The 23,876-nt window shown below is 59.0% G+C and carries 22 protein-coding genes; 14 read left to right on the forward strand and 8 right to left on the reverse strand.

Going from position 1 to position 23,876, the window contains the following annotated elements; genetic code table 11:
* Positions 1 to 32: 32 nt before the first annotated feature.
* Complete coding sequence (locus NQ559_RS03775; protein WP_018696759.1) at positions 33 to 1,052, reverse strand: rod shape-determining protein; 1,020 nt, start codon at positions 1,050 to 1,052, stop codon at positions 33 to 35.
* A 184-nt stretch (positions 1,053 to 1,236) separates the two neighbouring features.
* Here NQ559_RS03775 and NQ559_RS03780 point away from each other — a divergent pair, with 184 nt between their 5' ends.
* From NQ559_RS03780 to NQ559_RS03790, 3 genes are all read left to right on the forward strand, one after another.
* Positions 1,237 to 2,244 (forward strand): NAD(P)H-dependent glycerol-3-phosphate dehydrogenase, encoded by a 1,008-nt coding sequence (locus tag NQ559_RS03780; protein WP_018696760.1) that lies wholly within the window; start codon positions 1,237 to 1,239, stop codon positions 2,242 to 2,244.
* Positions 2,245 to 2,251: 7 nt separating this feature from the next.
* The gene (locus NQ559_RS03785) at positions 2,252 to 3,583 is read left to right on the forward strand and encodes a glucose-6-phosphate isomerase (protein ID WP_018696761.1); all 1,332 of its coding nucleotides are present in this window, start codon (positions 2,252 to 2,254) and stop codon (positions 3,581 to 3,583) included.
* Between the two features lie 155 nt (positions 3,584 to 3,738).
* Complete coding sequence (locus tag NQ559_RS03790) at positions 3,739 to 4,392, forward strand: rubrerythrin family protein (protein ID WP_026318540.1); 654 nt, start codon at positions 3,739 to 3,741, stop codon at positions 4,390 to 4,392.
* Between the two features lie 248 nt (positions 4,393 to 4,640).
* Here NQ559_RS03790 and NQ559_RS03795 read toward each other — a convergent pair whose 3' ends face one another.
* Both NQ559_RS03795 and NQ559_RS03800 read right to left on the reverse strand, forming a co-directional pair.
* The gene (locus tag NQ559_RS03795; RefSeq protein ID WP_018696763.1) at positions 4,641 to 5,522 is read right to left on the reverse strand and encodes a PHP domain-containing protein; all 882 of its coding nucleotides are present in this window, start codon (positions 5,520 to 5,522) and stop codon (positions 4,641 to 4,643) included.
* Between the two features lie 144 nt (positions 5,523 to 5,666).
* Complete coding sequence (locus NQ559_RS03800; RefSeq protein WP_018696764.1) at positions 5,667 to 6,392, reverse strand: YebC/PmpR family DNA-binding transcriptional regulator; 726 nt, start codon at positions 6,390 to 6,392, stop codon at positions 5,667 to 5,669.
* 151 nt (positions 6,393 to 6,543) lie between these two features.
* On the opposite strand from NQ559_RS03800, the gene NQ559_RS03805 reads away from it, so the two are divergent.
* From NQ559_RS03805 to NQ559_RS03815, 3 genes are read left to right on the forward strand one after another with little or no spacing between them, the layout of a single operon-like run.
* Positions 6,544 to 6,921, forward strand: a complete 378-nt coding sequence (locus tag NQ559_RS03805) for a VOC family protein (protein WP_018696765.1) — start codon at positions 6,544 to 6,546, stop codon at positions 6,919 to 6,921.
* A 5-nt stretch (positions 6,922 to 6,926) separates the two neighbouring features.
* A complete protein-coding gene (locus NQ559_RS03810) occupies positions 6,927 to 7,508 on the forward strand; it encodes an L-threonylcarbamoyladenylate synthase (protein WP_018696766.1) in 582 nt (193 codons plus the stop codon).
* A 6-nt stretch (positions 7,509 to 7,514) separates the two neighbouring features.
* Positions 7,515 to 7,910: an acyl-CoA thioesterase gene (locus NQ559_RS03815; RefSeq protein ID WP_018696767.1), complete on the forward strand. Its 396-nt coding sequence runs from the start codon at positions 7,515 to 7,517 to the stop codon at positions 7,908 to 7,910.
* Here the strand turns inward: NQ559_RS03815 and NQ559_RS03820 are convergent.
* Positions 7,907 to 8,860: a DMT family transporter gene (locus tag NQ559_RS03820; protein WP_018696768.1), complete on the reverse strand. Its 954-nt coding sequence runs from the start codon at positions 8,858 to 8,860 to the stop codon at positions 7,907 to 7,909. The two genes, NQ559_RS03815 and NQ559_RS03820, sit on opposite strands and share 4 nt — an antisense overlap.
* Positions 8,861 to 8,909: 49 nt before the next feature.
* Here NQ559_RS03820 and NQ559_RS03825 point away from each other — a divergent pair, with 49 nt between their 5' ends.
* Both NQ559_RS03825 and NQ559_RS03830 read left to right on the forward strand, forming a co-directional pair.
* On the forward strand, positions 8,910 to 9,869 hold the full coding sequence (locus tag NQ559_RS03825; RefSeq protein ID WP_018696769.1) for a DMT family transporter: 960 nt from the start codon (positions 8,910 to 8,912) through the stop codon (positions 9,867 to 9,869).
* 69 nt (positions 9,870 to 9,938) lie between these two features.
* Complete coding sequence (locus tag NQ559_RS03830; protein ID WP_018696770.1) at positions 9,939 to 11,660, forward strand: S41 family peptidase; 1,722 nt, start codon at positions 9,939 to 9,941, stop codon at positions 11,658 to 11,660.
* 74 nt (positions 11,661 to 11,734) lie between these two features.
* Here NQ559_RS03830 and NQ559_RS03835 read toward each other — a convergent pair whose 3' ends face one another.
* Genes NQ559_RS03835 through NQ559_RS03845 form a run of 3 tightly spaced genes read right to left on the reverse strand, consistent with a single transcriptional unit; the run spans position 11,735 to position 14,538 of the window.
* Entirely contained in the window at positions 11,735 to 13,144 is a 1,410-nt protein-coding gene (locus NQ559_RS03835; protein ID WP_018696771.1) for a CCA tRNA nucleotidyltransferase, read from the reverse strand.
* Between the two features lie 4 nt (positions 13,145 to 13,148).
* On the reverse strand, positions 13,149 to 13,802 hold the full coding sequence (locus tag NQ559_RS03840) for a GDSL-type esterase/lipase family protein (protein WP_018696772.1): 654 nt from the start codon (positions 13,800 to 13,802) through the stop codon (positions 13,149 to 13,151).
* 19 nt (positions 13,803 to 13,821) lie between these two features.
* The gene (locus tag NQ559_RS03845; RefSeq protein ID WP_018696773.1) at positions 13,822 to 14,538 is read right to left on the reverse strand and encodes a pyridoxine 5'-phosphate synthase; all 717 of its coding nucleotides are present in this window, start codon (positions 14,536 to 14,538) and stop codon (positions 13,822 to 13,824) included.
* 183 nt (positions 14,539 to 14,721) lie between these two features.
* Here NQ559_RS03845 and NQ559_RS03850 point away from each other — a divergent pair, with 183 nt between their 5' ends.
* From NQ559_RS03850 to NQ559_RS03875, 6 genes are all read left to right on the forward strand, one after another.
* The gene (locus NQ559_RS03850; RefSeq protein WP_018696774.1) at positions 14,722 to 15,600 is read left to right on the forward strand and encodes an NAD(+)/NADH kinase; all 879 of its coding nucleotides are present in this window, start codon (positions 14,722 to 14,724) and stop codon (positions 15,598 to 15,600) included.
* 81 nt (positions 15,601 to 15,681) lie between these two features.
* The gene (gene uppS, locus NQ559_RS03855) at positions 15,682 to 16,395 is read left to right on the forward strand and encodes a polyprenyl diphosphate synthase (RefSeq protein ID WP_026318542.1); all 714 of its coding nucleotides are present in this window, start codon (positions 15,682 to 15,684) and stop codon (positions 16,393 to 16,395) included.
* A gap of 26 nt (positions 16,396 to 16,421) precedes the next feature.
* Positions 16,422 to 18,995, forward strand: coding sequence for a BamA/OMP85 family outer membrane protein (locus tag NQ559_RS03860; protein ID WP_018696776.1), 2,574 nt, complete (start codon positions 16,422 to 16,424; stop codon positions 18,993 to 18,995).
* Between the two features lie 173 nt (positions 18,996 to 19,168).
* Positions 19,169 to 19,675 carry an OmpH/Skp family outer membrane protein gene (locus NQ559_RS03865; protein ID WP_018696777.1) on the forward strand — a complete coding sequence of 169 codons (507 nt, stop codon included), beginning with the start codon at positions 19,169 to 19,171 and terminating at the stop codon, positions 19,673 to 19,675.
* A 27-nt stretch (positions 19,676 to 19,702) separates the two neighbouring features.
* A complete protein-coding gene (locus tag NQ559_RS03870; RefSeq protein ID WP_026318543.1) occupies positions 19,703 to 20,263 on the forward strand; it encodes an OmpH/Skp family outer membrane protein in 561 nt (186 codons plus the stop codon).
* Between the two features lie 220 nt (positions 20,264 to 20,483).
* A complete protein-coding gene (locus tag NQ559_RS03875; RefSeq protein WP_018696779.1) occupies positions 20,484 to 21,368 on the forward strand; it encodes a helix-turn-helix domain-containing protein in 885 nt (294 codons plus the stop codon).
* A 111-nt stretch (positions 21,369 to 21,479) separates the two neighbouring features.
* Here NQ559_RS03875 and tamL read toward each other — a convergent pair whose 3' ends face one another.
* Positions 21,480 to 23,852, reverse strand: a complete 2,373-nt coding sequence (tamL, locus tag NQ559_RS03880) for a translocation and assembly module lipoprotein TamL (protein ID WP_193542636.1) — start codon at positions 23,850 to 23,852, stop codon at positions 21,480 to 21,482.
* Between the last annotated feature and the right edge of the window lie 24 nt (positions 23,853 to 23,876).

The raw sequence follows: 23,876 nt of genomic DNA on the forward strand, positions 1-23,876 counted from the left end.
TCCCGTCCCGGCAAAGCGGGGACAGGCCGCAACTATTTCATTAAGAATGAGAAGCGGTTGATATTCTTCAGCGCGATGCCCGTACCGCGCGCAATGGCGCGCAGCGGGTCTTCCGCGACGTGGAACGGGATGCCCGTCTTTTCGCCCAGGCGCCGGTCGAGCCCCTTGATCAGGGCGCCGCCGCCGGCCAGGTAGATACCGTTCTTCACAATGTCGGCATACAGCTCGGGGGGCATCGATTCGAGCACCTTCATCAGCGCCGCGTCGATCTTGGTGAGCGACTTCTCGAGCGCATAGGCGATCTCGCTGTAACTGAGCGAAACAGTCTGCGGCAAGGCCGTCAGCATGTTGGGCCCCGTGACCACGAAATCCTCGGGTTCCTCCTCCAGGTCGGAGACAGCGGCACCGATCGAACATTTGATGGCTTCGGCCGTGCGTTCGCCGATACGGATGTTGTGCTGCTGGCGGACATAGCTCTGGATGTCGTTGGTAAAGACGTCGCCGGCCGTATTGATCGACTCGGAGCAGACGATGCCGCCCAGCGAGATGCAGGCGATCTCCGACGTACCGCCGCCGATGTCGATGACCATGTTGCCTTCGGGCGCCTCGACGTCGAGGCCCGCACCCAGCGCCGCGGCCATCGGTTCGTAGATCATGTAGACTTCGCGGCCTCCGGCGTGCTCGGCCGAATCGCGCACGGCACGTATCTCGACGTTGGTCGATCCCGACGGGATGCAGATCACCATCCGCAGCGAGGGGGCGAAAAGGCTGCCCGAGGTCTTGACTTTCTTGATCATGCCGCGCAGCATCAGCTCCGTGGCATTGAAATCGGCGATCACGCCGTCCTTCAGCGGCCGGATCGTCTTGATGTTCGGGTTGGTCTTTTCGTGCATCTGGCGCGCCTGGTGGCCGATGGCGACCACCTTGCCCGTATGCACGTCGAGGGCCACGATCGACGGTTCGTCGACAACGACCTTGCCGTTATAGATTATCAGCGTGTTGGCCGTTCCGAGGTCAATGGCCAGCTCCTGTGTCAGTGAAAAAAGTCCCATAATGTCACACCCAACTATTATTTTTCCTAATCATTTTATAATCAACTCCATAAACCCCTCCCCGCCCGAACCGGCGCGAAAAGGTTACATATCCGGACAAAGGTAGCAAAAAGCGAGGGATATTTTTACATTTTTTTATTATTTTTTTTGATTACATTTGTCCTGCGAAACAATCGATCCGCACATGGAATATAAAATCGGAAATGAGGCCCGCTGCGCCGTGATAGGCTACGGCAGCTGGGCAACGGCCATCGTGGGACTGCTCACGGCCAACGAAACCCGCGTAGGCTGGTATGTCCGCAATCCCGAAGTGCTCGAAGGGCTGCTCACCGAAGGCCGCAACCCCCGGTACCTGAGCGACATGGAGTTCGACCGCGACCGCATCGCCCCCTCCGACGACCTGGACGGGATCGTCCGCGAAGCCGACATCCTCATCCTGGCCACCCCCTCGGCCTACCTCAAGACCTTCCTCGAACCGCTGACCGTCCCGCTCAAGGACAAGTTCGTCGTTTCGGCCATCAAGGGCATCGTCCCGGGCGACTACAAGACCATCGTCGAGTATATCCACGACCATTACGGGCTGTCCTACAAACAGATAGGCATATTCACGGGCCCGTCGCACGCCGAGGAGGTTTCGCGCGGAAAGCTCTCCTACCTGACGGTCGTCTGCACCGATCCCGGAAACGCACGGTCGTTAGGCGCAAAATTCGCCACGGACTACATACACCTGAGCTACTCCACCGACCTTTACGGCATCGAATATGCCGCCATCCTGAAGAACATCTACGCCCTGTCGGTCGGCATCGCCGTGGGACTGGGCTACGGAGACAACTTCCTGGCGGTGCTGATCGCCAACAGCGCGGGCGAGATGCGCCGGTTCCTGGAGGAGAGTTACCCCGCGGAACGCGACACGCTCGTATCGGGCTACCTGGGCGACCTGCTGGTGACCTGCTACTCGGTATACAGCCGCAACCGGCGGCTGGGGCTCCTGATCGGCCACGGATGCACGGTCAAAAGCGCCCTCAACGAAATGACGATGGTGGCGGAAGGCTACTTCGCGGCCGACTGCATCCGCTACATCAACGCCCGCCACAAGGTCGACATGCCGATCGCCGACATGGTCTACAAAGTCCTTTACGAAGGCGCATCGGCCCGCAAGTGCATGAAAGAACTGACAACCAAATTAATCTGACGATAACATGGAAACGATTAAATTAGACATCTCCAAAACCGGCATTGCGGTCTCGGCCGAAATGCAGGCCAAAGCACAGGCCGCCAACGCCCTGCTCGAATCGGGCAAAGGCGCGGGCAACGACTTCCTCGGCTGGGTACACCTCCCGTCGTCGATCTCGGCGGCAGAAATCGAAGCCATCGAAAAACAAGCCGCGAAACTCCGCGAAAAGGCCGAGGTTATTATCTGCATCGGCATCGGGGGTTCGTACCTGGGCGCCAAGGCCGTGCTCGAAGCCATGAGCGACCCGTTCAGATTCCTGCACAAGGAGCAGACGGCTCCCGTGGTGCTCTTCGCAGGCCAGAATATTTCGGAAGACTACACCTACGAACTGCTCGAAGCCGTAAAGGAGCACTCGATCGCCACCATCGTGATTTCGAAATCGGGCACGACGACCGAACCGGCCATCGCCTTCCGCCTGATAAAGGCCGAGATCGAAAAGCGCTACGGCAAAAAGGAGGCTGCGGAACGGATCGTGGCAATCACCGACAAGGCGCGCGGCGCTCTGAAAACGCTCGCCACCAACGAGGGGTATCCGACGTTCGTCATCCCGGACGACGTGGGCGGCCGCTTCTCGGTGCTCACGCCCGTAGGCCTGCTGCCCCTGGCCGCCGCCGGCGTCGACATCGCGGCACTGGTGCGCGGTGCGCAGGAGATGGAGCGTGCGACGGCCGACGGCACGCCTTTCGGACAGAACCCGGCGGCGGTCTATGCAGCCGTGCGCAACGAACTTTACAACGGCGGCAAGAAGGTCGAAATCCTCGGCTCCTATGAGCCCAAGCTGCAATATATCAACGAGTGGTGGAAACAGCTCTACGGCGAGAGCGAAGGCAAGCAGGGCAAGGGCATCTTCCCGGCCAGCGTCACGCTGACGGCCGACCTGCACTCGATGGGACAGTACATCCAGGACGGCGAACGCACGCTGTTCGAAACGATCATTTCGGTTGCCGGGCCCGCCCACGAAGTGGTTATCGAGGCCGAGGCCGAAAACCTCGACGGCCTCAACTTCCTCGCAGGGAAACGCATTTCGGAGGTCAACCGCATGGCCGAGCTGGGCGTGCAGCTGGCACACGTCGACGGCGGGGTGCCCAACATCCGCATCGAAATTCCCGCAATCGACGCACACGCCATCGGTTCGCTGCTCTACTTCTTCGAGAAGGCTTGCGGCATCAGCGGTTACATCCTCGGCGTAAACCCGTTCGACCAGCCCGGTGTGGAGGCGTACAAGAAAAATATGTTCGCCCTGCTGGACAAGCCGGGCTACGAGGAGGCATCGAAAGCCATCAAAGCACGGCTGTAAACAGCCCCGGATTATGGAAATGCGGAACCCCGCACGGGGTTCCGCATTTTATTTTACCCCCGGAAACCGGACGGGAGGGCACGCAGGAACGGTATGGCATAAAAAATGCACCCGGGCAATCAGCCCGGTACGGGCATCACCCCCACCGTAAAATTATGAAAGTACGTCCGTTATTGATTCTGCTGCTGTTCGTGGTATCGACAGGCATCCTCGTCTGGATATACTTCGCGGCACTGCGCGGGCAGCGGGCGCCGCATCGCCGGCAATGGACGGAGACGCTGGCCGACCTGGATGCCTGCTGCCGCCACAAACACATCAAATCGAGGCAGTACGACCATTTCGCAGAGACCGCCCGGACGGAACAGCGGCCCGGCGCGGAACATCTGTTCCGGGCAATGGCCTTCTCGGCACGCCTCCAGGAATACAACTGCGCCAATGCGATCGTGCGGCTCGGCGGCCGCTACACCCCGCCGGAGAAGGTCACGGTTTTCCGCGGCACGACCGACCAAAACCTGCAACGGAGCATCGACTACGAACGCCGTCCGCCCGACGCGCTGCACGCCGGGGAGATCGACCGGGCACTCGCCGCAGGCAACCGCTATGCGGCCCGGGTGCTGATCTGGTCAAAGGCGGGGGATGTACGCCATAGGGCATTGATGGCGAGGTATATTGCCACAGGCGAGACCGGGCATGAAGCCGGCTACCGGATATGCCCCGTCTGCGGGAATATCTATGCAGCGGAATATTGCGACCCGTTCTGTCCGCAATGCCAGACCGACGGCCGGGAGTTCGTCCGCATCGGAGAGTGATACAGGCACTTATACGGCCGGCAGCGAGTTGCACATGGGGGGGGGTATGCCGCGCCGACCGACCGCAGCCGACGGAACCGGGGGATGGAACCGGGGGATGGAACCGGGGGAATGGAATCGGGGGAATGGAATCGGGGAGTGGAGGCGGGGGATGGCACCGGAGGATGGAGCCGGAGGCCGGAACCGCAAATGACACCGGGGCGTGGCGGAACCGCAGCACAGCCACGAAAGGAGGGGCTGCCGCCACTTTACGGAAGCACCGGAAGCCGGGCGGCGGATGCCCGGAGGTAAGATTCGAACCGGTCGTCGAACCTGAACTGCCCGATGCCGATCAACGGCTTGGTCTTGCCGTGGAAATCGCTTCCGCACGTCATAAGCGCACCGCGCCGCTGAACCAGCGGGGCGAAATAGCCGATCTGCGTTGTATCGTGGTAGTTGTTGAAGACCTCCAGCCCCTCGGCCCCGAAGTCGAGCAATCTCTCGGCCACACGTTCCCTGCCACGGAAATTAAGCCCGGGATGTGCCACCACAGGCACGCCGCCGTTGTCCCGGATCAGGGCGACGGCATCCCGGTAATCCATGAAATCGACGGGCACGAACGCAGGCCGCCCCTGCGCCCCGTAATCCAGGTAAAAGTTGATGTAGGGCATATCGCCCCGCGCACCGCCCTCGCGGTAGGGAGCCAGCAACGGCGTGTCGTACGCCGCATCCGACAGCATCACTTCGGCGACCAGTTCCAGCGTGGGCAGCTTCCCGCCCGCAGCCGCAAGCACCGCCGCGCCGTCGACCGCAAACCCCAGCTTGCGGAGCCGGTGCACCGTCTCCCCGAATGCCTCCGTGACCTTCGCCGCAACGTCCTCCTCCAACGACGCGAAATCCCGGGAACGCCAGTCGATGCCGTATCCCAGCAGGTGCAGGTCGGTGCCTTCGAAATTGCAATCGACCTCGATGCCGGGCACAAACCCCAGCCCTGCCTTCGACGCGCCCCCGGCGGCTTCGTCCAGCCCCCGCACGCAATTGTGATCCGTCAGCGAGAATGTCGCCGTTCCCGAAGCCGCACATCGCTGCGCAATGCAAGCAGCCGGGATTTCGCCGTCGCTGCTGTAAGCGGAGTGGATGTGCAAATCCATACCGATCCTGTTTTCCATCTCATTCCGGGAGCCCGTTTATGGCCTCCCCGTGCGCAAAGGTAGGAAATAAAGCGGCGGCGAAAAAAAATCCGCCCCGGAAAAACAGGCTTCCGGGGCGAAAAGATATCGGGCATGAAACGGCAGCTACTCCTCGTCCACCTCTTTCATATTATGGTATACGTTGGTCACGTCGTCGTCCTCTTCGAGCTTCTCGACGAGTTTCTCGATCGACTCGCGCCCTTCGGCATCGAGCTCCTTGGTGTCGGTCGGCAGGTAGACCGACTCGCCCGACACGATTTCGTAGCCCTTGTCGTCGAGCCACTTCTGGATCGCCCCGAAGGATTCGTAAGGAGCGTATACCGTCACACCGTCCTCCTCGGGATAGAACTCGTCGACACCCAGGTCGATCATTTCGAGCTCCAGCTCCTCCATGTCGGCGCCTTCGGCCGCATGGAACTTGAAGACGCATTTATGGTCGAACATGAAAGCCACGCTGCCGCTGTTGCCCAGCGTACCGCCGCACTTGTTGAAATACATGCGGACGTTGGCCACCGTGCGGTTGGTATTGTCGGTCGCAGTCTCCACGAGGAAGGCGATGCCGTGCGAGCCGTAGCCTTCGTAGATCACCTCCTTGTAATCGGCGGCATCCTTCTCGGTGGCACGCTTGATGGCACGCTCGACGTTCTCCTTGGGCATGTTCTCGGCCTTGGCGTTCTGCATCAGGATACGCAGGCGGGTATTGCCCGAAGGGTCGGGGCCCCCGGCCTTGACGGCGATCTCGATTTCCTTACCGATCTTGGTAAACACGCGGGCCATGTGTCCCCAGCGCTTCAGTTTACGCGCCTTGCGATACTCAAATGCTCTTCCCATATGAATTTTTCGTTATTATTTTATTCGTGGTGCAAAGGTATAAAATTAAGCATTAAAAAATAAGAATTATAGATAAAATTTATATATACGCGGGGCGTATGCGGATTTCACGATAATTGTGTAATTTTGCAGCGTACAAAATTTGGGAACCATGGAAATCAAGAGCCGATTCGACCATTTCAACATCAACGTCACCGACCTCGCGAAGAGCCTGGAGTTTTACGGCAAGGCACTGGGGCTGAAGGAGACCGGCCGCAAGGAGGCTGCCGACGGGAGTTTCGTACTGGTCTACCTGGGCGACGGGCAGACGGGATTCAGCCTCGAACTGACCTGGCTGCGCGACCACACCGGGGCCTACGAACTGGGGGAGAACGAGAGCCACCTGTGCATGCGCGTGGCGGGCGACTACGACGCCGTGCGCGAATACCACCGTGCGCTGGACTGCATCTGCTACGAAAACCACGAGATGGGGCTCTACTTCATCAACGACCCCGACGACTACTGGATCGAAATACTGCCCGCAAAATAACCGACATGCAGAACAACAACGAATTGCAGCGCGAGGCCGACGAGGCTGTCCGCGTGCTCAAAGAGGGCGGCATCATCCTCTACCCGACCGATACGGTCTGGGGACTGGGCTGCGACGCGACCAACGCCGAGGCCGTGGAACGCATCTACAAACTCAAGCGGAGCGAAAACAAGAAGTCGATGCTCGTGCTGTGCGCCTCGGCCGACATGGTCGTGCGCTACGTCAACCGGGCACCGGGCATCGCCTTCGAGGTGATGGAACTGGCGACCAGCCCCCTGACGGCGATCCTCCCGGGTGCCGTGGGCGTTGCCGGGAACCTGATCCCCGAGGAAGGGACACTGGGCGTGCGCATCCCCGACCACGCCTTCTGCCAGCGGATGCTCCGCGGGCTGGGCAGGCCGATCGTTTCGACCTCGGCCAACATTTCGGGCGAAGCGACGCCCGCGGGGCTCGCCGGGGTGTCGCGCGAGGTGGTCGACGGTGTCGATTTCGTCGTCAACCCCCGTTTCGAAGGCAAGCCCACGAAAAAGGCTTCGGCGATCATCGCCTTCGGCGAGGGCGGCGAAGTGAAAATCATCCGCGAATAACGACAAATGGCAAAGGTACTCGAAACAGAGATCCAGAAACGGTTTTCGGACGTAGACCCGTTCCAGCACGTCAACAACGTCTCGCAGCAGATGTATTTCGACGTGGGGAAGATGGAATACTACGAGCGGGTGCTCGGCGACGAAGTGCTGCTGGGCGACCTGCGCATCATCACCGTTTCGACCACGACTTCCTACATGGGGCAGATCCGCCTCCACGACCGGGTGCGCGTCACCACGACCTGCGAGAAGATCGGCAACAAAAGCCTCACGCTGTTCCAGCAGCTCGTCGTCGACGGCCGGGTGCGCAGCGAGAGCCGCTCGGTGATGGTCGCCTTCGACTTCGCCAGGCAGGTGAGCATGCCCGTGCCCGAGACATGGCGCACGAGGCTGCTCGCGGACTAAGCGCGCAGCCGCCCGTCGTGCCCCACGGGCGGGAGCCCGTGGCGGACATAGTATTTATACCCGATCACCACCAGGACGACCCCCGCGAAGATGAAGGCCAGCGCCACGATATTGGCGGCATCGAACACCGCCTGCCCGCGGACGAGGGCCAGGATGCCGGCGATGACGGGCTGGATATAGCGGTACAGGGCCGTATGCACCGAAGTCAGTTTCTCGGTGCCCCGGTAAAGCAGGTACATCGGCAACACCGTCCCCAGGATCAGGATGTAGGCCAGTTCGGCCTGTGCCTGCAACGGCAGGCGCAGGAATTGCGTATGGTCGATGTATTTCCAGAAGAACGGCGCCGTCACGGCCAGCCCGACGATGTAATACCATCCCATCACGACCAGCGTTCCCAGCCGTTCGAGCTGGGGTTTGATAATGACCGTATTGATGGCGATCGCCACCACCGCGACGAGCACCAGCGCATTGCCGTAGGCGCGGCTGCCGTGCGTGAGCACGAAGCCGTGGTCGAAGAGCAGCACCGCAGCCCCCGCCAGCGCGCAGAAGACGCCCACGACCCGCAACCGGATATACTTGCGCGGGTGCATGATGTGATCCATGATCAGCGTCACGGCCGGGCCGAGCGTCGAAATGATCGAGGCGTCGATGGGCGAGGTGTAGGAGGATCCCCAGAGCAGCATGTACATCCAACCGTAGACAATCAGCATGGTGACGACCAGGATGTTGCCCGCGTCGCGCCACCGGATGCGGAAAGACTGCTTCGAAAAAAGGGCGAACGGGATGAAGAAAATCGCGCCCGAAAGCACCTGCAACATGAATATCTGCTGGAAATCGAGATAATTGCGCGTGAGCGAGACATAGAATGAAAAGTTCGCCCCGAAAAAGATGTTGGCAAATACCAGGTCGAGATTATAGCGCGTTTTACTCACAAAGATCCATCCGGGCAATTATTACACCAAATTTTACCTATATTTGCCGCGTCAATCCCGCAAACGTATGGACGGAAAACTGAAAGGGCATGCGGCCCTTTGGGTCGCGAATATCATCTGGGGCCTCAACGCACCGATCGGTAAAAGCGTACTCTGGTCGGAAACGCACCCGCAGGGAGTCAGTCCGTTCGCACTGAGCGTATACCGTATGCTGGGCGCCTGCCTGTTGTTCTGGACGGTATCGCTCTTCCTGCCCAGGGAGAAAGTCGCCCCGCGCGACATCGTGCTGCTGCTGTTCGCCTCGGTGTTCGGCATCCAGCTCAACCAGATGCTTTTCCTCTGGGGCCTTTCGCTCACCTCGCCCATCGACACCTCGATCATCGCCACCATCGTCCCCGTACTCACCATGGTGCTGGCGACGCTGTTCTTGCGCGAGCCGATCACCTGGCTCAAGGCGGGCGGCGTACTGCTCGGCTGCGGCGGGGCGCTGCTGCTGATCCTCGTCAGCAGGCACGGCACGGGCGGCACGTCGAGCGTGGCGGGCGACGTACTGTGCGTCATCAGCGCTGTCAGCTATGCCACCTACCTCACGGCATTCCGCAACGTGATCGTCAAGTATTCCCCCGTGACGACGATGAAATGGATGTTCCTCTTCGCCGCCGTCGCCGCCGTGGCGATCTACTACCGGCCGCTCGCAGGGGTGGACTACGCCGCGCTTGCACCCCGCACCTGGGCAGGCATCGGCTATGTGGTGGTCTGCTCGACCTTTCTCTCCTATTTTATGGTGCCGATCGGACAGCGTTACCTGCGCCCGACCGTCGTGTCGATGTACAACTACGTGCAGCCCCTGGTGGCGGTGCTGTTCACCGTCGCCGTCGGGCTCGACACCTTCGGCTTTACGAAAGGCGTCGCCGCCCTGTGCGTCTTCGCCGGGGTATGGCTGGTTACCAAGTCGAAATCGCGGGCACAACTGGATGCGGAGAGGGCCGCGGCGGAACAGGCTCCGGAAAATCGGCCCCGGGCATAAAAAACCGACTGCCGAAAATACTAAATTACAGATTGTTCCCGTTTTGCAGGAAACCGACCTCTCACTGACATGAAATCCCTCCTGCTCCTCGCCGCAACGATCTGTTGTGCATGCTGCTCTTGCGTGCAGCCCAAACACTACCCCGACTATTCGGTCTCTTCGGGCTTCGCACTCGACTCCCTCGACGCCCGGGATCCGCAGGTCATCGAAAACCTCGGTGTCACCTGCCGTGTATGGGGTTACGTCAAGTACCACCATCCTGTTTTCGCCGATTCGACCCTCAATGTCGATTACGAGCTTTTCGGACTCTTGCCGCAAGTCGCCAAAGCCACCCCGGCCAAACGCAACAAAGTCCTTTCCGAATGGGTAAAGGGGCTCGGACGGTTCAGCACCGACAAGGCGGAATACGACGAAGCCCTGAAAACCGTGAAATGCACCCGGACAGCCGACCTGCTCTGGATGGACGACACGGCACGGTTAGGCAACGTCCTCCCGCGCCTCCTGCGGGAATTGCGCTACGCCAAACGCGAAGCAAACCGCTACACGGATTTTACAGCAAACGCAGGAAATTTCGTAATGCGAAACGAAAGCACTGCCGGGTCATCCGATGACTGCGGTTACCGGATGCTGTTCCTGTTCCGCTTCTGGAACGTCATCGAATATTTCTCCCCCAACCGGAACCTTACCGACACCCCGTGGGACGAAATCCCGGAAAAATACATTCCGCTTTTCATACCCGGGCAAACACCCGGCAACCCGAACCAGGCCATGCTCCTGCGGGAGCTGTGCGATTCGCATTCAGCCTCGGTCAGATACAATATGTTCGGTTACAACACCGTTCCGGCGGAGGTGCGCAACGCCGAAGACCGGGTCTTCGTAATCGCCGACGGCCCGCTGCGCAAAGGCGACGAAATCCTCTCAATCGACGGCCGCGGATGGAAAAGCACGCACGACGGGCTTGCCCGTTTCGAAGCTGCATCCAACGCCGAGAACCGCAACTACATGACCGCCATGTGTATGGTCTGTTCCCACCGGGATACGGCCGCCGTGGAGCTGGTGCGCGACGGCCGGCGGCTGACGGAACGGATTGCGACTCGCAGTGTCATGGATTGGAGCCCCTACATCACGGAGCGCATGCTCGACACCGCCAACATACGCCTGCTCGCCGACGGCATAGGTTACATGACGGGGGTTAACTACACCAAAGCGGACGGCGCCCGGATTATGGAAAAATTCCGGGATACGAAGGCCCTGATCGTCGATCTGCGCTGCTATCCCCGCGAGTTCATGATCTTCGACTTCATCGGCCGCTACTTCATGCCCCGTACGTCGCCGCACGTCATCTGGCTTGCGCCGACCGGCGCACTGCCCGGAGTATTCCATGAGTTGCAGGACTCCCTCTTCGTAAACCCGGACAATCCCGCCGTCGCGGAGAATCCCGATTACTACAAGGGGCGCGTCATCGTGCTGGTAGACTTATCGACCCAAAGCCAGGCGGAATATACTGCCATGGCATTCCAGGCCACACCGCGCTGCACGGTCGTCGGCACGCAAACGGCAGGCGCCGACGGCAACATTTCGGCACTCGTAATGCCCGGGGGCGATTTCGGATATTTCTCCGGGCTGGGCGTCCTCTATCCCGACGGCACGAACACCCAGCGCGCAGGCGTTCGGATCGACGTCCCGGTTTATGCCACAGTCCCGGGCTTACAGGCCGGACGCGACGAAATCCTGGAAAAAGCCCTCGAAATAATCGCCACCGGGGCTTACGACCCGGCAGCCAAAATATAATCCGGCGAATAAAAAAGGCCGAGCGGAAAACTCGACCTTTTTTATTTTAATACAACGACGGGGCGGCAGCGTTCCTACGAGTTCCGGGCCGCGGCTTTGGTCAATCCCTTTTCCGCGGCCAGCCGCTCCATCAGGGCATAGGCCGCGTCGTAGTCGTTGGGAATTTCCCCGTCGAGGATTGCGTTCTTGATGACCTCCTTGATGTCGCCGATCGCACGGCACGGCCCGATGCCGTAGGTCTGCATGATGACCTCGCCCGTGATCGGAGGCTGGAAGTTGCGGATACGGTCACGCTCCTCGAGGTCTTTCATCTTGCGGCGTACCAGGCCGAAATTGGCCAGGTAGCGCTTCACCTTGGCGTCGATGCCCGACGTGATGTCGGCCTCGCACAGGGTCATCAGCTTTTCCACATCGTCCCCGGCTTCGAACAGCAGCCTGCGCACGGCCGAGTCGGTGACCATATCCTCCGAAAGGATGATCGGCCGCAGGTGCAGGAAAACCATCTTCTGCACGAATTTCATATGCTCGTTCAGGGGCAGTTTCAACTGCCGGAAAATACCGGGCACCATCTTCGATCCCACGACCTCGTGCCCGTGGAACGTCCAGCCGGCCTTCGGGTCGTAGGTCTTGGTCAGCGGCTTGGCGATGTCGTGCAGCACGGCGGCCCAGCGCAGCCACAGGTCGTCGCTGTGCCGGGCGACGTTGTCCAGCACCTTGAGCGTATGGACGAAGTTGTCCTTATGCGCATGGGCGCCGCGTTTCTCGACCCCTTTGAGGTTATGCAGCTCGGGGAATATCCGCTCCAGCAACCCGGTCGCCTCCAGCAGTTCGAAGCCGATCGACGGGACGGGTGACAGGACGATCTTGTTGAGTTCGGCGGCAATGCGCTCCCGGGATACGATCCCGATCCGCGGCGCATTGCGGCGGATGGCATCGAAGGTCTCCTCCTCGATCGTGAAGCCCAGCTGCGAGGCGAAACGCACGGCCCGCATCATGCGCAGGGGGTCGTCCGAGAAGGTGATGTCGGGGTCGCACGGCGTACGGATGATGCACTCCTCCAGGTCGTACATCCCGTTGAACGGGTCTACCAACTCGCCGAACGAATCGGCATCGAGCGACCACGCCATCGCATTGATCGTAAAGTCACGGCGGCGCTGGTCGTCTTCCAGCGTCCCGGCCTCGACCTGCGGCTTGCGCGAATCGTGCGTGTAAGACTCCTTGCGGGCGCCCACGAATTCGACCTCGATTCCCCCGGCACGGAGCATCGCCGTGCCGAAAGTCTTGAAAACGGACACTTTGGTATGCAACTCGCGCCCCAACGCTTCGGCCAGGGCGATCCCGCTCCCCACGACGACCACGTCGATGTCGGTCGAAGGGCGGCGAAGGTAGTGGTCGCGCACGTAACCGCCGACGACAAAGGCCCGCACACCCTGCTCGCCGGCGATACGCGAAATTTTCCGGAATATGGGGTTCGACAGCGGCACGCGGCTATTTCACGTATTTCTCGATGACCTCTTTCCAGGCGAGATACCCCTCGCCCATCAGGTGCAGCCCGTCGTTCGTATAGCGTTTGTCGAGCATCCCCTTTTGGTCGACCAAGGCCGAATAGACGTCGATGTAGAGCACATTCTTGCGGCCTTCGCAAAGCGCTTCGATCAGTTTGTTGGCCTCGATGATCTCGGCACCCTTTTTCCAGTGATTCTTGGCTTTGGCCTTGGTATCCACGCCGTTCACGGGGAGAATGCTCTGTACGTAGATCTTCGTCCAGGGCGACTCCTCGGCGAAGCGGTCGAGTAATTTTCCGATGTTGGCGGCTACCTCCTCGGGCGACACACCGGCCGCCAGGTCGTTGGTGCCGATCATCAGGAACAGTTTCTTGGGATGGCCGTTGACGATCGGGTCGAGGCGGTCGAGCAGCCACCCTGAACGGTCGGCGCTGATACCGCGGTTCTTGATATGGCGGTTGTTGAACAACTCGGCCCACTCGCAGCCGTCGGTGATGCTGTTCCCGAGGAAAACGATGTCGTTACCCCGGATCGGCAACTGTTCGAAAAGACTGCGTTTCTGATAGTTGTATTCGTTTTGGGCGAACGATGCGACCGCGACGAACAAAGCCGCGGCAAGGAGGATGACTTTTTTCATATCCGGCTTCTATTTATTATTAATATTTGAGTTCACGTTTATAAAGCTGCACGGTGTTTTCCAGCCCGTAGTAGAGCGCATCGCAGATCAGCGCATGGCCGATCGACACCTCGTCCGTCCACGGGATGCGCCCGACGAAGAAGCGCAGGTTTTCCAGGCTGAGGTCATGCCCGGCGTTGAGCCCCAGCCCCTGGCGGCGCGCCTCTTCGGCAGCAGCCAGGTAGGGTGCCAGCGCAGCATCGGCACCCGCAGGGTACTCGCGCGCATAGGCTTCGGTATACAGCTCCACGCGGTCGGCGCCGCAAGCCTTCGCACCGGCGACCATCGCAGGGTCGGGATCGACGAAGACCGAAACACGGATACCCTTTTCGTGGAACCGCGCCGCGATCCCGGTCAGGAAATCCCGGTTGGCGAGCGTATCCCACCCGGCATTCGACGTAATGGCGTCATGCGCGTCGGGCACCAGGGTCACCTGGGCCGGGACGACCTCCAGCACGAGGTCGACGAAACTCGGAATGGGGTTGCCCTCGACGTTGAGTTCGGTGGTTAGCACACGCTTCAAGTCGCGGACGTCGTCGTAACGGATATGCCGGGCGTCGGGACGCGGATGCACCGTGATGCCGTCGGCGCCGAAACGCTCGATATCAAGGGCTGCGCGAACCACATCGGGCATGTTGCCGCCCCGCGAATTGCGCACCACGGCAATCTTATTGATGTTTACACTTAACTTTGTCATAAAATTCGCTATATTTGCACGTAATGACGGCACAAGCCGCTTGTATAAAGCCCCAGGCGGAGCACGAACCATGCCGTCCCGATGTTGAACCCGACCGCGCCGGCCGATCCGCACGGGGGCACGAACGGCTCCCGGATGTCGTCTTGACGTGGTAAAGTTACTTATTTTTTCGAAACTCCGCCGATGAAAATCATACTTTTTTCCCGCAGGCAGCTCTCCCACACCGCAGCCGAGATATGCCAATTGTTCGATGCACTGTGCCTTTTCGGGTTCGACTACGCCGTCAACGAGGAGTTCGCCCCCCTCGTCACCGAACTCACGGGCATGCAGATCCCGCCCGAAAAGGTCTACGGGCACTGCGTAGGCCGGCAGCCCGCCGACAGCCTGATGGTCTGTTACGGCGGCGACGGCACGCTGCTCGAAGGCGTACACCGTCTCTGCGGCGCCCCGATCCCCATCATGGGCATCAACGCCGGGCACCTCGGGTTCCTGACCAGCGCCCCGAGCGCCGGGCTGAACCTGATCTTCGAAGAGGTCGCGGCAGGGCGCCTCACCACCGAGCCCCGCTCGATGATCGAAGCCACGGGCGACTATGCCGAGCAGCCCGACACGGAGCTGGGGCTCAACGAATTCACCGTACAGCGCCACGGCGCCGGCATGATCTCGGTCGAAACCTACGTCGACGAGCAGATGGTGGCCACCTACCACGGCGACGGCGTGATCGTCTCGACCCCCACGGGGTCGACGGCCTACTCGCTCAGCGCCGGCGGCCCCGTCGTAGCCCCGACATGCGCCTGCCTGGTGATTTCCCCCCTGGCCCCGCACAACCTCACGATGCGCCCCGTGGTCATCCCCGACTCGGCCACGATCACGCTCCGCATCGACGCCCGGCGCTCCGACGCATTCGTCACCCTCGACAGCCGCGTATACGCCATCGGACAGGAGGCGGCATTCACGATAAAACGCGCCGAACAGAAGATTTTTTTGGCCGTACCGCACAATATATCATTTTATGACACGTTACGGAATAAAATGATGTGGGGCATCGACATCCGCAGTTGAAGCCCCTGTCTCAAATCGGTGTAAAGTTGTTCAGTAAAGTAGGTAGATTTTCATTTTAATTCCCTATATTTGTGCCCTAATATGAGCGAGCAGAATCGCATACCGCAACACGTCGCCATCATCATGGACGGCAACGGCCGCTGGGCCGAGCTGCGCGGCAAGGAGCGTTACGAAGGCCATGTTGCAGGTGTGGAACCTGTCCGGGCATCGTTGCGCGCAGCGGCACGCTGGGGAGTCAAGTACCTGACGCTCTATGCGTTCTCGACCGAAAACTGGGGGCGTCCCGCACAGGAAGTCGACGCGCTGATGGAGCTTTTCTGCAAGAGCGTGGTCAACGAGACCCCGGAACTGATCCGCCAGGGGGTGGAGATCCGGATGATCGGTGACCGCACACGATTTTCGGAGAAGGTGCAGCGCTACCTCTGCGAGGCCGAGCAACGGACGGCCGGGGGCAAGACGCTGACGCTGATCCTTGCGCTCAACTATTCGTCGCGCAGCGAGATCACGCGCGCCGTGCAGCGCATCGCCGCACGGGTCGCAGCCGGAGAGCTCGCCCCGGAGGAGATCTCCGAGGGGACGGTCAGCGCTTCGCTCGACACGGCGCCCTACCCGAACCCCGATCTGGTCGTCCGCACCAGCGGCGAATGCAGGTTGAGCAATTTCCTGCTCTGGCAGGCATCCTATGCCGAACTTTATTTTCCGGAGGTGCTGTGGCCCGATTTCACCGAAGAGGAGTTCGACCGGGCAATGGAGGAATACGCCCGCCGCGACCGACGTTTCGGGCTGGTTAAATAGATGAAGTAAAGATTAGATTAAAATAGATGAATTATTTCGGTAAGATATTCACGGCAGCCGTGACCTTCGTGTTATGCTGCACGAATATATTCGCCCAGGAACAGAATCCTGCAGACACCGCGGCCTCGTCGAAGCCCGCATTCCCGGAAAACGCCCCCATGATGCGGCAGGATGACCCCCAGAAGCTCTACTACATCCGCGACATCAATATCCACGGTGTGCAGTACCTCAATTCCGACATCCTCAAATCCTCGGCCGGACTGATCGCAGGCGACTCGATCTACCTGCCCAGCAATTTCATCGCCAATGCCATTTCGCGCCTGTGGAGCCAGCGGTTCTTCTCCGACGTGAAGATCGGTGCCCAGATCGAAGGCGACAGCCTCGACCTGGAGGTTTTCCTCAAGGAGCGTCCCCGTGTCAACAACTGGGATTTCGAAGGCATCTCGAAGGGCAAGAAGAAAGACCTGCTGGAGAAGCTCAAACTCAAGCGGGGCAGCGAATTGTCGGATTATATCATCGACAAGAACAAAAAACTCATCAAGGCCTACTGGTCGGAAAAAGCCTTCCGCAATACGGAGGTGGACGTGCGCATCACCAACGACACGCTGCGCCCGCAGATGGTGAACGTCACGTTCCTCATCGACCGCAAGAACAAGGTCAAGATCGGCAAGATCAATTTCACGGGCAACGAACAGTTCAAGGACAAACGTCTGCGCCGTACCTTCAAGAAGACCCACCAGAAGAGCATCAACATTTTCCGCGGGGCGAAGCTCAACGAAAACGATTACGAAGAGGACAAAGACCTCCTGATCGACTTCTACAACTCGCGCGGTTACCGTAACGCCACGATCGTACGCGATTCGATCTATCCGATCAACGACAAGCGGCTGGGCATCGACCTCGAAGTCTCGGAAGGCAACAAATACTACATCCGCAACGTATCGTGGGTCGGCAACTCGGTCTACGAAACCAACGACCTGCAGCAGATGTTCGGCGTGAGCAAGGGCGACACCTACGACAAAAAGTCGATGCACAAACGACTGGGCATCGGCAAGGAAACCGACCCCGAGGCGATGTCCGTCTCGTCGCTCTACCAGAACAACGGCTACCTGATGTCGCAGATCGAACCCGCCGAGACGATCATCGGCCCGGACTCGATCGACATCGAGGTCAAGGTATTCGAGGGCAAGCAGTTCCAGATCAACGAGGTGGGCATCACGGGCAACCAGCGCGTCGACGACGAGGTCATCCGCCGCGAGCTGCGCACCTTCCCGGGCGAACTCTACGACCGCTCGCTGCTGATGCAGACCATCCGCACGCTCGGTTCGATGGGGCATTTCAACCCCGAAACGATCATGCCCGACATCAAACCGGTATCCGACCGGCTTGTCAACGTCAACTGGCCGCTCGAGGAGCAGGCATCCGACCAGTTCAACATCGCGGGCGGCTGGGGTTCCGGTACGTTCGTGGGTTCGGTCGGCATCACGCTCAACAACCTCTCGGTCAAAAATTTCTTCAAAAAAGGCGCATGGCGCCCCTACCCGATGGGACAGAATCAGCGTCTGTCGTTATCGGCCCAGACCAACGGTACCTATTACAAGGCCTTCGCCCTGAGTTTCACCGACCCGTGGCTCGGCGGCAAGAAGCCCAACTCGTTCACGATCTCGGCGCATTTCTCCGAGCAGAACAACGCCTACTACGTATGGCAGAAGAGTACGCAGTATTTCCGCACGTACGGCGTTGCAGCCGGTCTGGGTAAGCGTCTGAACTGGCCCGACCCCTACTTCACGCTCTACGGCGAGGCCAGCTACGAACGTTTCTCGCTCAAGAACTGGAACACGTTCGGCATGACCAACGGTGCGGCCAACCTGCTTTCGCTCAAACTCGTATTCGCCCGCAACTCGGTCGACCAGCCGATCTATCCGCGCCGCGGTTCGGAGTTCAGCGCTTCGGTGCAGTTCACGCCCCCCTACTCGCTCTGGGACGGCAAGGATTACAAGAAACTCGAACAACTGGCCAACAGCACGAACAGCACGACCGCCGACAAGGCCAACCAGGAGCGTTACCGCTGGGTAGAGTTCCACAAATGGCAGTTCAAGGCTCAGTGGTTCCAGGCGCTGACGAAAAACTCGAACCTGGTGCTGATGCTCAAGGCCGAGATGGGTTACCTGGGCAACTACAATAAACACAAGGTTTCGCCTTTCGAGCGTTTCGAGGTCGGCGGCGACGGTATGTCGGGGTATAATATATACGGTATCGACATCATCTCGATGCGCGGTTACGAAGACGGGGCACTCGACCCCACGAGCGACTATTCGGTCGGCTACAACAAATACACGGCCGAGTTGCGCTACCCGGTCATCCTGAAACCCTCGTCGCAGATCTATGTACTGGGCTTCCTCGAAGGCGGTAATGCGTTCGAATCGTGGAAGAAGTTCTCGCCCTTCAAGATCAAGCGTTCGGCCGGCTTCGGCGTCCGCCTCTACCTGCCGGTGGTGGGTATGCTGGGTATCGACTGGGGTTACGGATTCGACGCCCCGGCAGGTTCGACCAAGAAGAGCGGCAGCCAGTTCCACTTCGTACTGGGGCAGCAGTTCTAAACCGCGGCACGGCGGGCGGCCAGCGGGAGGGCAACTCCCCAGCCGGCTTTCCGGGCAAACATACGGGAAGCGCAAATAAAGCGCAGTGTGGCAATAAATTTGAAAGAAAATAGTTATATTTATAGCACCGTTCCGGGAAACCGGCTGAATATTAACTTAAAACACAAAGGATTATGAAACGTCTGATTTTAATAGCGGCATTCGTTCTCTCGGCTGGCACACTGGCTGCCCAGAACTACATAATCGTAAACAGCGAAAAGGTCTTCAAGTCCATCGACGCCTACAACACTGCGCTTTCCACGCTGGACAAACTGGCCGAACAATATCAGGATATGGTAGACGCGAAGTTCGCCGAGGTGGAGACGCTCTACAACAATTACATGAACCAGAAAGCCTCGCTCACGGCCGCGACGCGCCAAACTCGGGAAAACGACATCCTGGCCAAAGAAAAAGCGGCACAGGAGTATCAGGAAACACTCTTCGGCAATGACGGCACCCTGATGAAAAAGCGTGTCGAAATGATCGAGCCGATCCAGAAACAGGTATTCTCCGCGATCGAAGCCTATGCCAAGCAGGTAGGTGCCGACGTGGTGCTCGATTCGGCCAATAACCCGACACTGCTCTACTCGAACCCCAGCGTAGACCGTACGCAGCAGGTTATCGACGTCCTCAAAAAATAGGATCATCAAAACATTAACTGATAATTTATGAAAAAAGCAATCAAACTAACCCTTGCGGTTGTATTCGTGATGGGCGCCACATCGCTCTTCGCACAGAAATTCGGGCGCATCAACACCCAGGAAGTTATCTCGGTGATGCCGGAAATGAAGGAGATGCAGACCAACATCGAAGCTTACAGTAAGGATCTTCAGGAGAGCATGGAGAACATTGTCGTCGAATACAATAACAAGTACCAGGAGTTCAACAAGAATTTCTCGACCATGTCGGACGCCGTACGCCAGCTCAAAGAGAAGGAACTGAATGACCTCATCCAGCGCCGCAACGATTTCGAACAGGTTGCACAGCAGGATCTCCAGAAGCGTTACAACGAGTTGCTGGCCCCGATCATCGACAAGGCCAAGGCTGCTATCGACAAGGTCGCAAGCGCTGGCAGCTACTTGGCAGTCTTCGATACCTCGACGGGGTCGCTGGCCTATTTCGATGAGGCCATGCTGACCGACCTCGCCCCGGCCGTGAAGAAGGAGCTGGGTATCACGGACGCCCCGGCAGCCGCGCCTGCCGCAGCCGCTGCTCCTGCTGCAAAATAAGGAGTGGCGAATAAACTCCAAAAAATAAAGACTTGAAAAGTGCCGGGGTTCCGGCACTTTTTTCATATCCAGACCGGGCATTGCGACCGGGAAAATACGGAAAGGAGTTTAAATTGTTCATTTCGTTCGAATATCGAACATAACGAACTTAAATTACCATTTTATTGCTATATTTCGCCCGATTATAAAGGATGAAATGAACAGAAACCACACAGAAACTATGATCAACTCATTCACGCTGTCGCAACTCATCGAAATGTCCGGGGACAACCGCCAGGGCCTGATGAGGGAGTGCTTCACGGCCAGCAGCGACAACCGTATGGAAATTTTCCGGTTCCCGTGCCGCATCGACGCCTTCGTCATCGGCGTCGGCACGGAAGGGGAGACCAGCGTATCGCTCAACCTGCACGAATACCGGCTGAAGAAAAATTCGATCTTCATCTTCAGCCCGAAGAATATCCTCCAGGTCAAGTCGGAGGAGTATTTCAGGGCCGACGTAATCGTCGTTTCGCCCGATTTCCTGCGCCGCATCAACATCGACACAAAAAACCTGCTCCAGCTTTTCCTGCAATTCGCGGCCAACCCCTGCCTGACGCTCACGCACGAGGAAAGCCACTCGATACGCAGTTTCATCGCGCAGATCGAGCGTGAAACCCGGGGCAAGGAGACCCATTTCACGCACGACATCATCAACGGGCTGATCGCCGCGACGATCTACAAGGTCGGGGACGTCCTCTACAACTACCTCTCGGAGCATCCCGAAGTACAGAACCCGATACACAACCGGGCCGAGGAGTACTTCAAGCAGTTCACGCACCTGTTGGGCGAGCACTACCGCACCGAACGCAGCGTGGGATTCTATGCCCGCCAACTCTGCATCACGCCCAAATACCTCACGACGCTCATCAAACGGATCAGCGGGCTGTCGGTTTCGGAGTGGATCGACAACTACGTGATCATCGAAGCCAAGACTCTGCTCAAATATTCCCACATGAGCATTCAGGAGATCGCCTACTACCTCAATTTCCCGAACCAATCGTTCTTCGGCAGCTACTTCAAACGCAATACGGGCATGTCGCCCTCGCAGTACAAGGCACAGAACTGACGGCACGGCATTGCCGCAGACAACAAAGCCTCCCCGGCCGCTTGGCCGGGGAGGCTTTATGCGCGTGCCCCGGGGATAATCCTCCGACGGCAAAAAGGGAAGGGGCGGGAATCAGAAGGGGTACCCCACGCCGAAATTGAGCGCCGTATTTTTCCAGCGCAGGTTGTGTATCCACTTTTCGCCGGAGGGATTGTTCGGATTATGGAGCTGCACGCCCCAGTCGAGACGGAGCACCGCGAACTTGATGTCCAGCCGCAGGCCGATGCCCGTATTGAACCCCAACTGCTTGTAAAACTTGTCGAAATGAAAGACCGCATCATCGGAGTAGTCGGAGTTCTGCCGGATATACCAGATGTTACCCAGGTCGAAGAAGGTCGCGCCATGCACCATGCCCCATATCGGGAAACGCAGTTCGAGGTTGGCCTCCAGCTTCACATCGCCCGTCTGTATGGGGAAGGAACTGTGGGGGTCGGGCACCGAACCCTGCCCCAGCGTACGGGGCGCCCAGCCGCGCATACCGTTGCTGCCGCCGCAATAGAACTGGCGGTCGAACGGGACGGAGGTCGAATTGCCGTAAGCCATCGCCACGCCGCCATAGATGCGGCCGACGAGCGCCGTGGCTCCCCCCAGCATGATCTTGCGGCTGATGCTCAGGTCGGTACGGAAATACTGCGAGTATTCGATCCCGAAAATCTTGGCCGGGCTTCCGTCTTTGGGACGCGCATAGAACAAGCGGTCTACGGCGTCGATCAGGTTGCCCGCCGTCTCGAAATTGAACCGGATATTGGTCGCATTGCCCCCGAGGTTCTTACGCTGGTTGTTATACGAATAGCCGAACGTCAGCCCGCCGATGAACTGCGTGCGGAAACTCTCGAGCAGGTACTTGTTGGGTGTGAGCTCCTGCTGCCCCGCGGAATCGGTCTTGTTTATCATCAGGAACGATTCGTCGAGGTTGTTGACATCGACCACATTGATGTCGATGGGCCGCAGCGAGAACGTCGAGTAACGGTTGTTCGTCCACTGGTAGGTGATGCCCGCACTGGATAGCGTGCGCCGGTAATAGGGGCGATCCTGGAAATTGACCGACAACTCGACCTTGGTCTTGGGCTGGTTGACCGAACGGAACCGCCGCGTGCGCCAGGGCATCAGGAAGCGCGGGAAAGTCAACCCGGTCGTGATGCCGAATTCCGTGGCCCGCTTCTTCCTGGCATCGGGCGCCTTCATAAACTCATAGCCGGCCGTGAACGAAACGTCGAACGCCTCGGCACCCCGGAAGATATTACGGTTCTGGTAGCCGACGGTGGCTTTCAGTCCGTAGAAGCTCGACGTGGTGCTTCCTTCCAGATCGACCTTGAAACTCTGTTTCAGGGTCGGGGTACAGAGGATATTGCATTTCAGGTACCCTTCCCGCGTATAACGGGTCTGCGTGGAATCGGCCGACGCCCCGATAAAGGAGACGTAGTTGGTGACCTCGGCACTCTGGGGCTGCTCCACGAATTCGATCTTGGCGCTCTTGAAATACCCGAGCGACATCAGGTCGGTATAGGCACGGTTCACCTGCGCCGAATTGTAGACATAGTTCGGGTAGAGCGGTACCGCCTGCCGCAGGATCGCGGGTCGCAGGTTGGGGCGTTTCTCATAGACGATATTCAAGCCGCGGTAATAGAGCGTGTCGAGCCGCTGCAGGAACGTCGAATCGGTTCGGGCTACCGTAGGGTCGTAATTGGGGAAGACGTTGATCTGGTCGATACGGTAGACCATGTTGTTGTCCATGACCGGAAGGCCGCGCTCGTTATATCCCGTAAGGTTCTGCTTGACGACCAGTTCGAGCCCGACCTTATGGCCCCCGCCCAGCGTATCGGCCACATACTCGATATTGTTGACCGTAAAGTTGTAATAACCCCGCTCCTTGAGGTAGGCCGCAATACGCTCGCGCTCGCGGTCGAGTACTGTGATGTCGAAGATGCCGCCCTTGCGGAGCAGCGTATTGGCGGTATCGGGCAGGATGATCTGTTCGAGGAACTTGTCCTGGAACTCATAGGACACGGAGTCGATCCGGTAAGGCTCGCCCTGCCGGGTTCGGTAAGTGACCCTGGCGCGTTTGCGCCGCGAGGTGGTGTCCACCTCGAAGGTCACCTGCGATGCGCGGAAGCCCTTCGAATCCATAAAGATCTTCAGGTTCTGGGCACTCCGATCCGTCAGGCCCATGTCCAGCAACACGGGCTCCTGCCCGATCCTGCGCTTCCAGTTGTTCCACCAGTTCTGCTTGCCGGGGTTGGCCTGCTCGTAGAGCCAGACATAGAAATTGGTACCCAGAAAGCGTTTGTTCGGGGTCTGGCGCACATATTTCTCGAAATCGGCCGCAGTGATGCGCTCCTTGCGGGGCGTCGACTTGTCGGCGTCGATCTTCACCTTCTGCAGCAGGTACTGGCCTTCGGGGATTTTGCGTGTGACGCTGCATGCCGAGCAGATCAGGCCCAGCATGGCGGCAACGAATATACGACAGGC

Origin of the sequence: Alistipes onderdonkii (genome assembly GCF_025145285.1) — a bacterium.
Lineage (GTDB): Bacteria > Bacteroidota > Bacteroidia > Bacteroidales > Rikenellaceae > Alistipes > Alistipes onderdonkii.

What these genes read in the sequence shown, in the direction of transcription:
- NQ559_RS03775 (WP_018696759.1), bottom strand. Translation starts at nt 1,052, where the DNA reads ATGGGACTTTTTTCACTGACACAGGAGCTGGCCATTGACCTCGGAACG.
- NQ559_RS03780 (WP_018696760.1), top strand. Translation starts at nt 1,237, where the DNA reads ATGGAATATAAAATCGGAAATGAGGCCCGCTGCGCCGTGATAGGCTAC.
- NQ559_RS03785 (WP_018696761.1), top strand. Translation starts at nt 2,252, where the DNA reads ATGGAAACGATTAAATTAGACATCTCCAAAACCGGCATTGCGGTCTCG.
- NQ559_RS03790 (WP_026318540.1), top strand. Translation starts at nt 3,739, where the DNA reads ATGAAAGTACGTCCGTTATTGATTCTGCTGCTGTTCGTGGTATCGACA.
- NQ559_RS03795 (WP_018696763.1), bottom strand. Translation starts at nt 5,522, where the DNA reads ATGGATTTGCACATCCACTCCGCTTACAGCAGCGACGGCGAAATCCCG.
- NQ559_RS03800 (WP_018696764.1), bottom strand. Translation starts at nt 6,392, where the DNA reads ATGGGAAGAGCATTTGAGTATCGCAAGGCGCGTAAACTGAAGCGCTGG.
- NQ559_RS03805 (WP_018696765.1), top strand. Translation starts at nt 6,544, where the DNA reads ATGGAAATCAAGAGCCGATTCGACCATTTCAACATCAACGTCACCGAC.
- NQ559_RS03810 (WP_018696766.1), top strand. Translation starts at nt 6,927, where the DNA reads ATGCAGAACAACAACGAATTGCAGCGCGAGGCCGACGAGGCTGTCCGC.
- NQ559_RS03815 (WP_018696767.1), top strand. Translation starts at nt 7,515, where the DNA reads ATGGCAAAGGTACTCGAAACAGAGATCCAGAAACGGTTTTCGGACGTA.
- NQ559_RS03825 (WP_018696769.1), top strand. Translation starts at nt 8,910, where the DNA reads ATGGACGGAAAACTGAAAGGGCATGCGGCCCTTTGGGTCGCGAATATC.
- NQ559_RS03830 (WP_018696770.1), top strand. Translation starts at nt 9,939, where the DNA reads ATGAAATCCCTCCTGCTCCTCGCCGCAACGATCTGTTGTGCATGCTGC.
- NQ559_RS03840 (WP_018696772.1), bottom strand. Translation starts at nt 13,802, where the DNA reads ATGAAAAAAGTCATCCTCCTTGCCGCGGCTTTGTTCGTCGCGGTCGCA.
- NQ559_RS03845 (WP_018696773.1), bottom strand. Translation starts at nt 14,538, where the DNA reads ATGACAAAGTTAAGTGTAAACATCAATAAGATTGCCGTGGTGCGCAAT.
- NQ559_RS03850 (WP_018696774.1), top strand. Translation starts at nt 14,722, where the DNA reads ATGAAAATCATACTTTTTTCCCGCAGGCAGCTCTCCCACACCGCAGCC.
- uppS (WP_026318542.1), top strand. Translation starts at nt 15,682, where the DNA reads ATGAGCGAGCAGAATCGCATACCGCAACACGTCGCCATCATCATGGAC.
- NQ559_RS03860 (WP_018696776.1), top strand. Translation starts at nt 16,422, where the DNA reads ATGAATTATTTCGGTAAGATATTCACGGCAGCCGTGACCTTCGTGTTA.
- NQ559_RS03865 (WP_018696777.1), top strand. Translation starts at nt 19,169, where the DNA reads ATGAAACGTCTGATTTTAATAGCGGCATTCGTTCTCTCGGCTGGCACA.
- NQ559_RS03870 (WP_026318543.1), top strand. Translation starts at nt 19,703, where the DNA reads ATGAAAAAAGCAATCAAACTAACCCTTGCGGTTGTATTCGTGATGGGC.
- NQ559_RS03875 (WP_018696779.1), top strand. Translation starts at nt 20,484, where the DNA reads ATGATCAACTCATTCACGCTGTCGCAACTCATCGAAATGTCCGGGGAC.
- tamL (WP_193542636.1), bottom strand. Translation starts at nt 23,852, where the DNA reads ATGCTGGGCCTGATCTGCTCGGCATGCAGCGTCACACGCAAAATCCCC.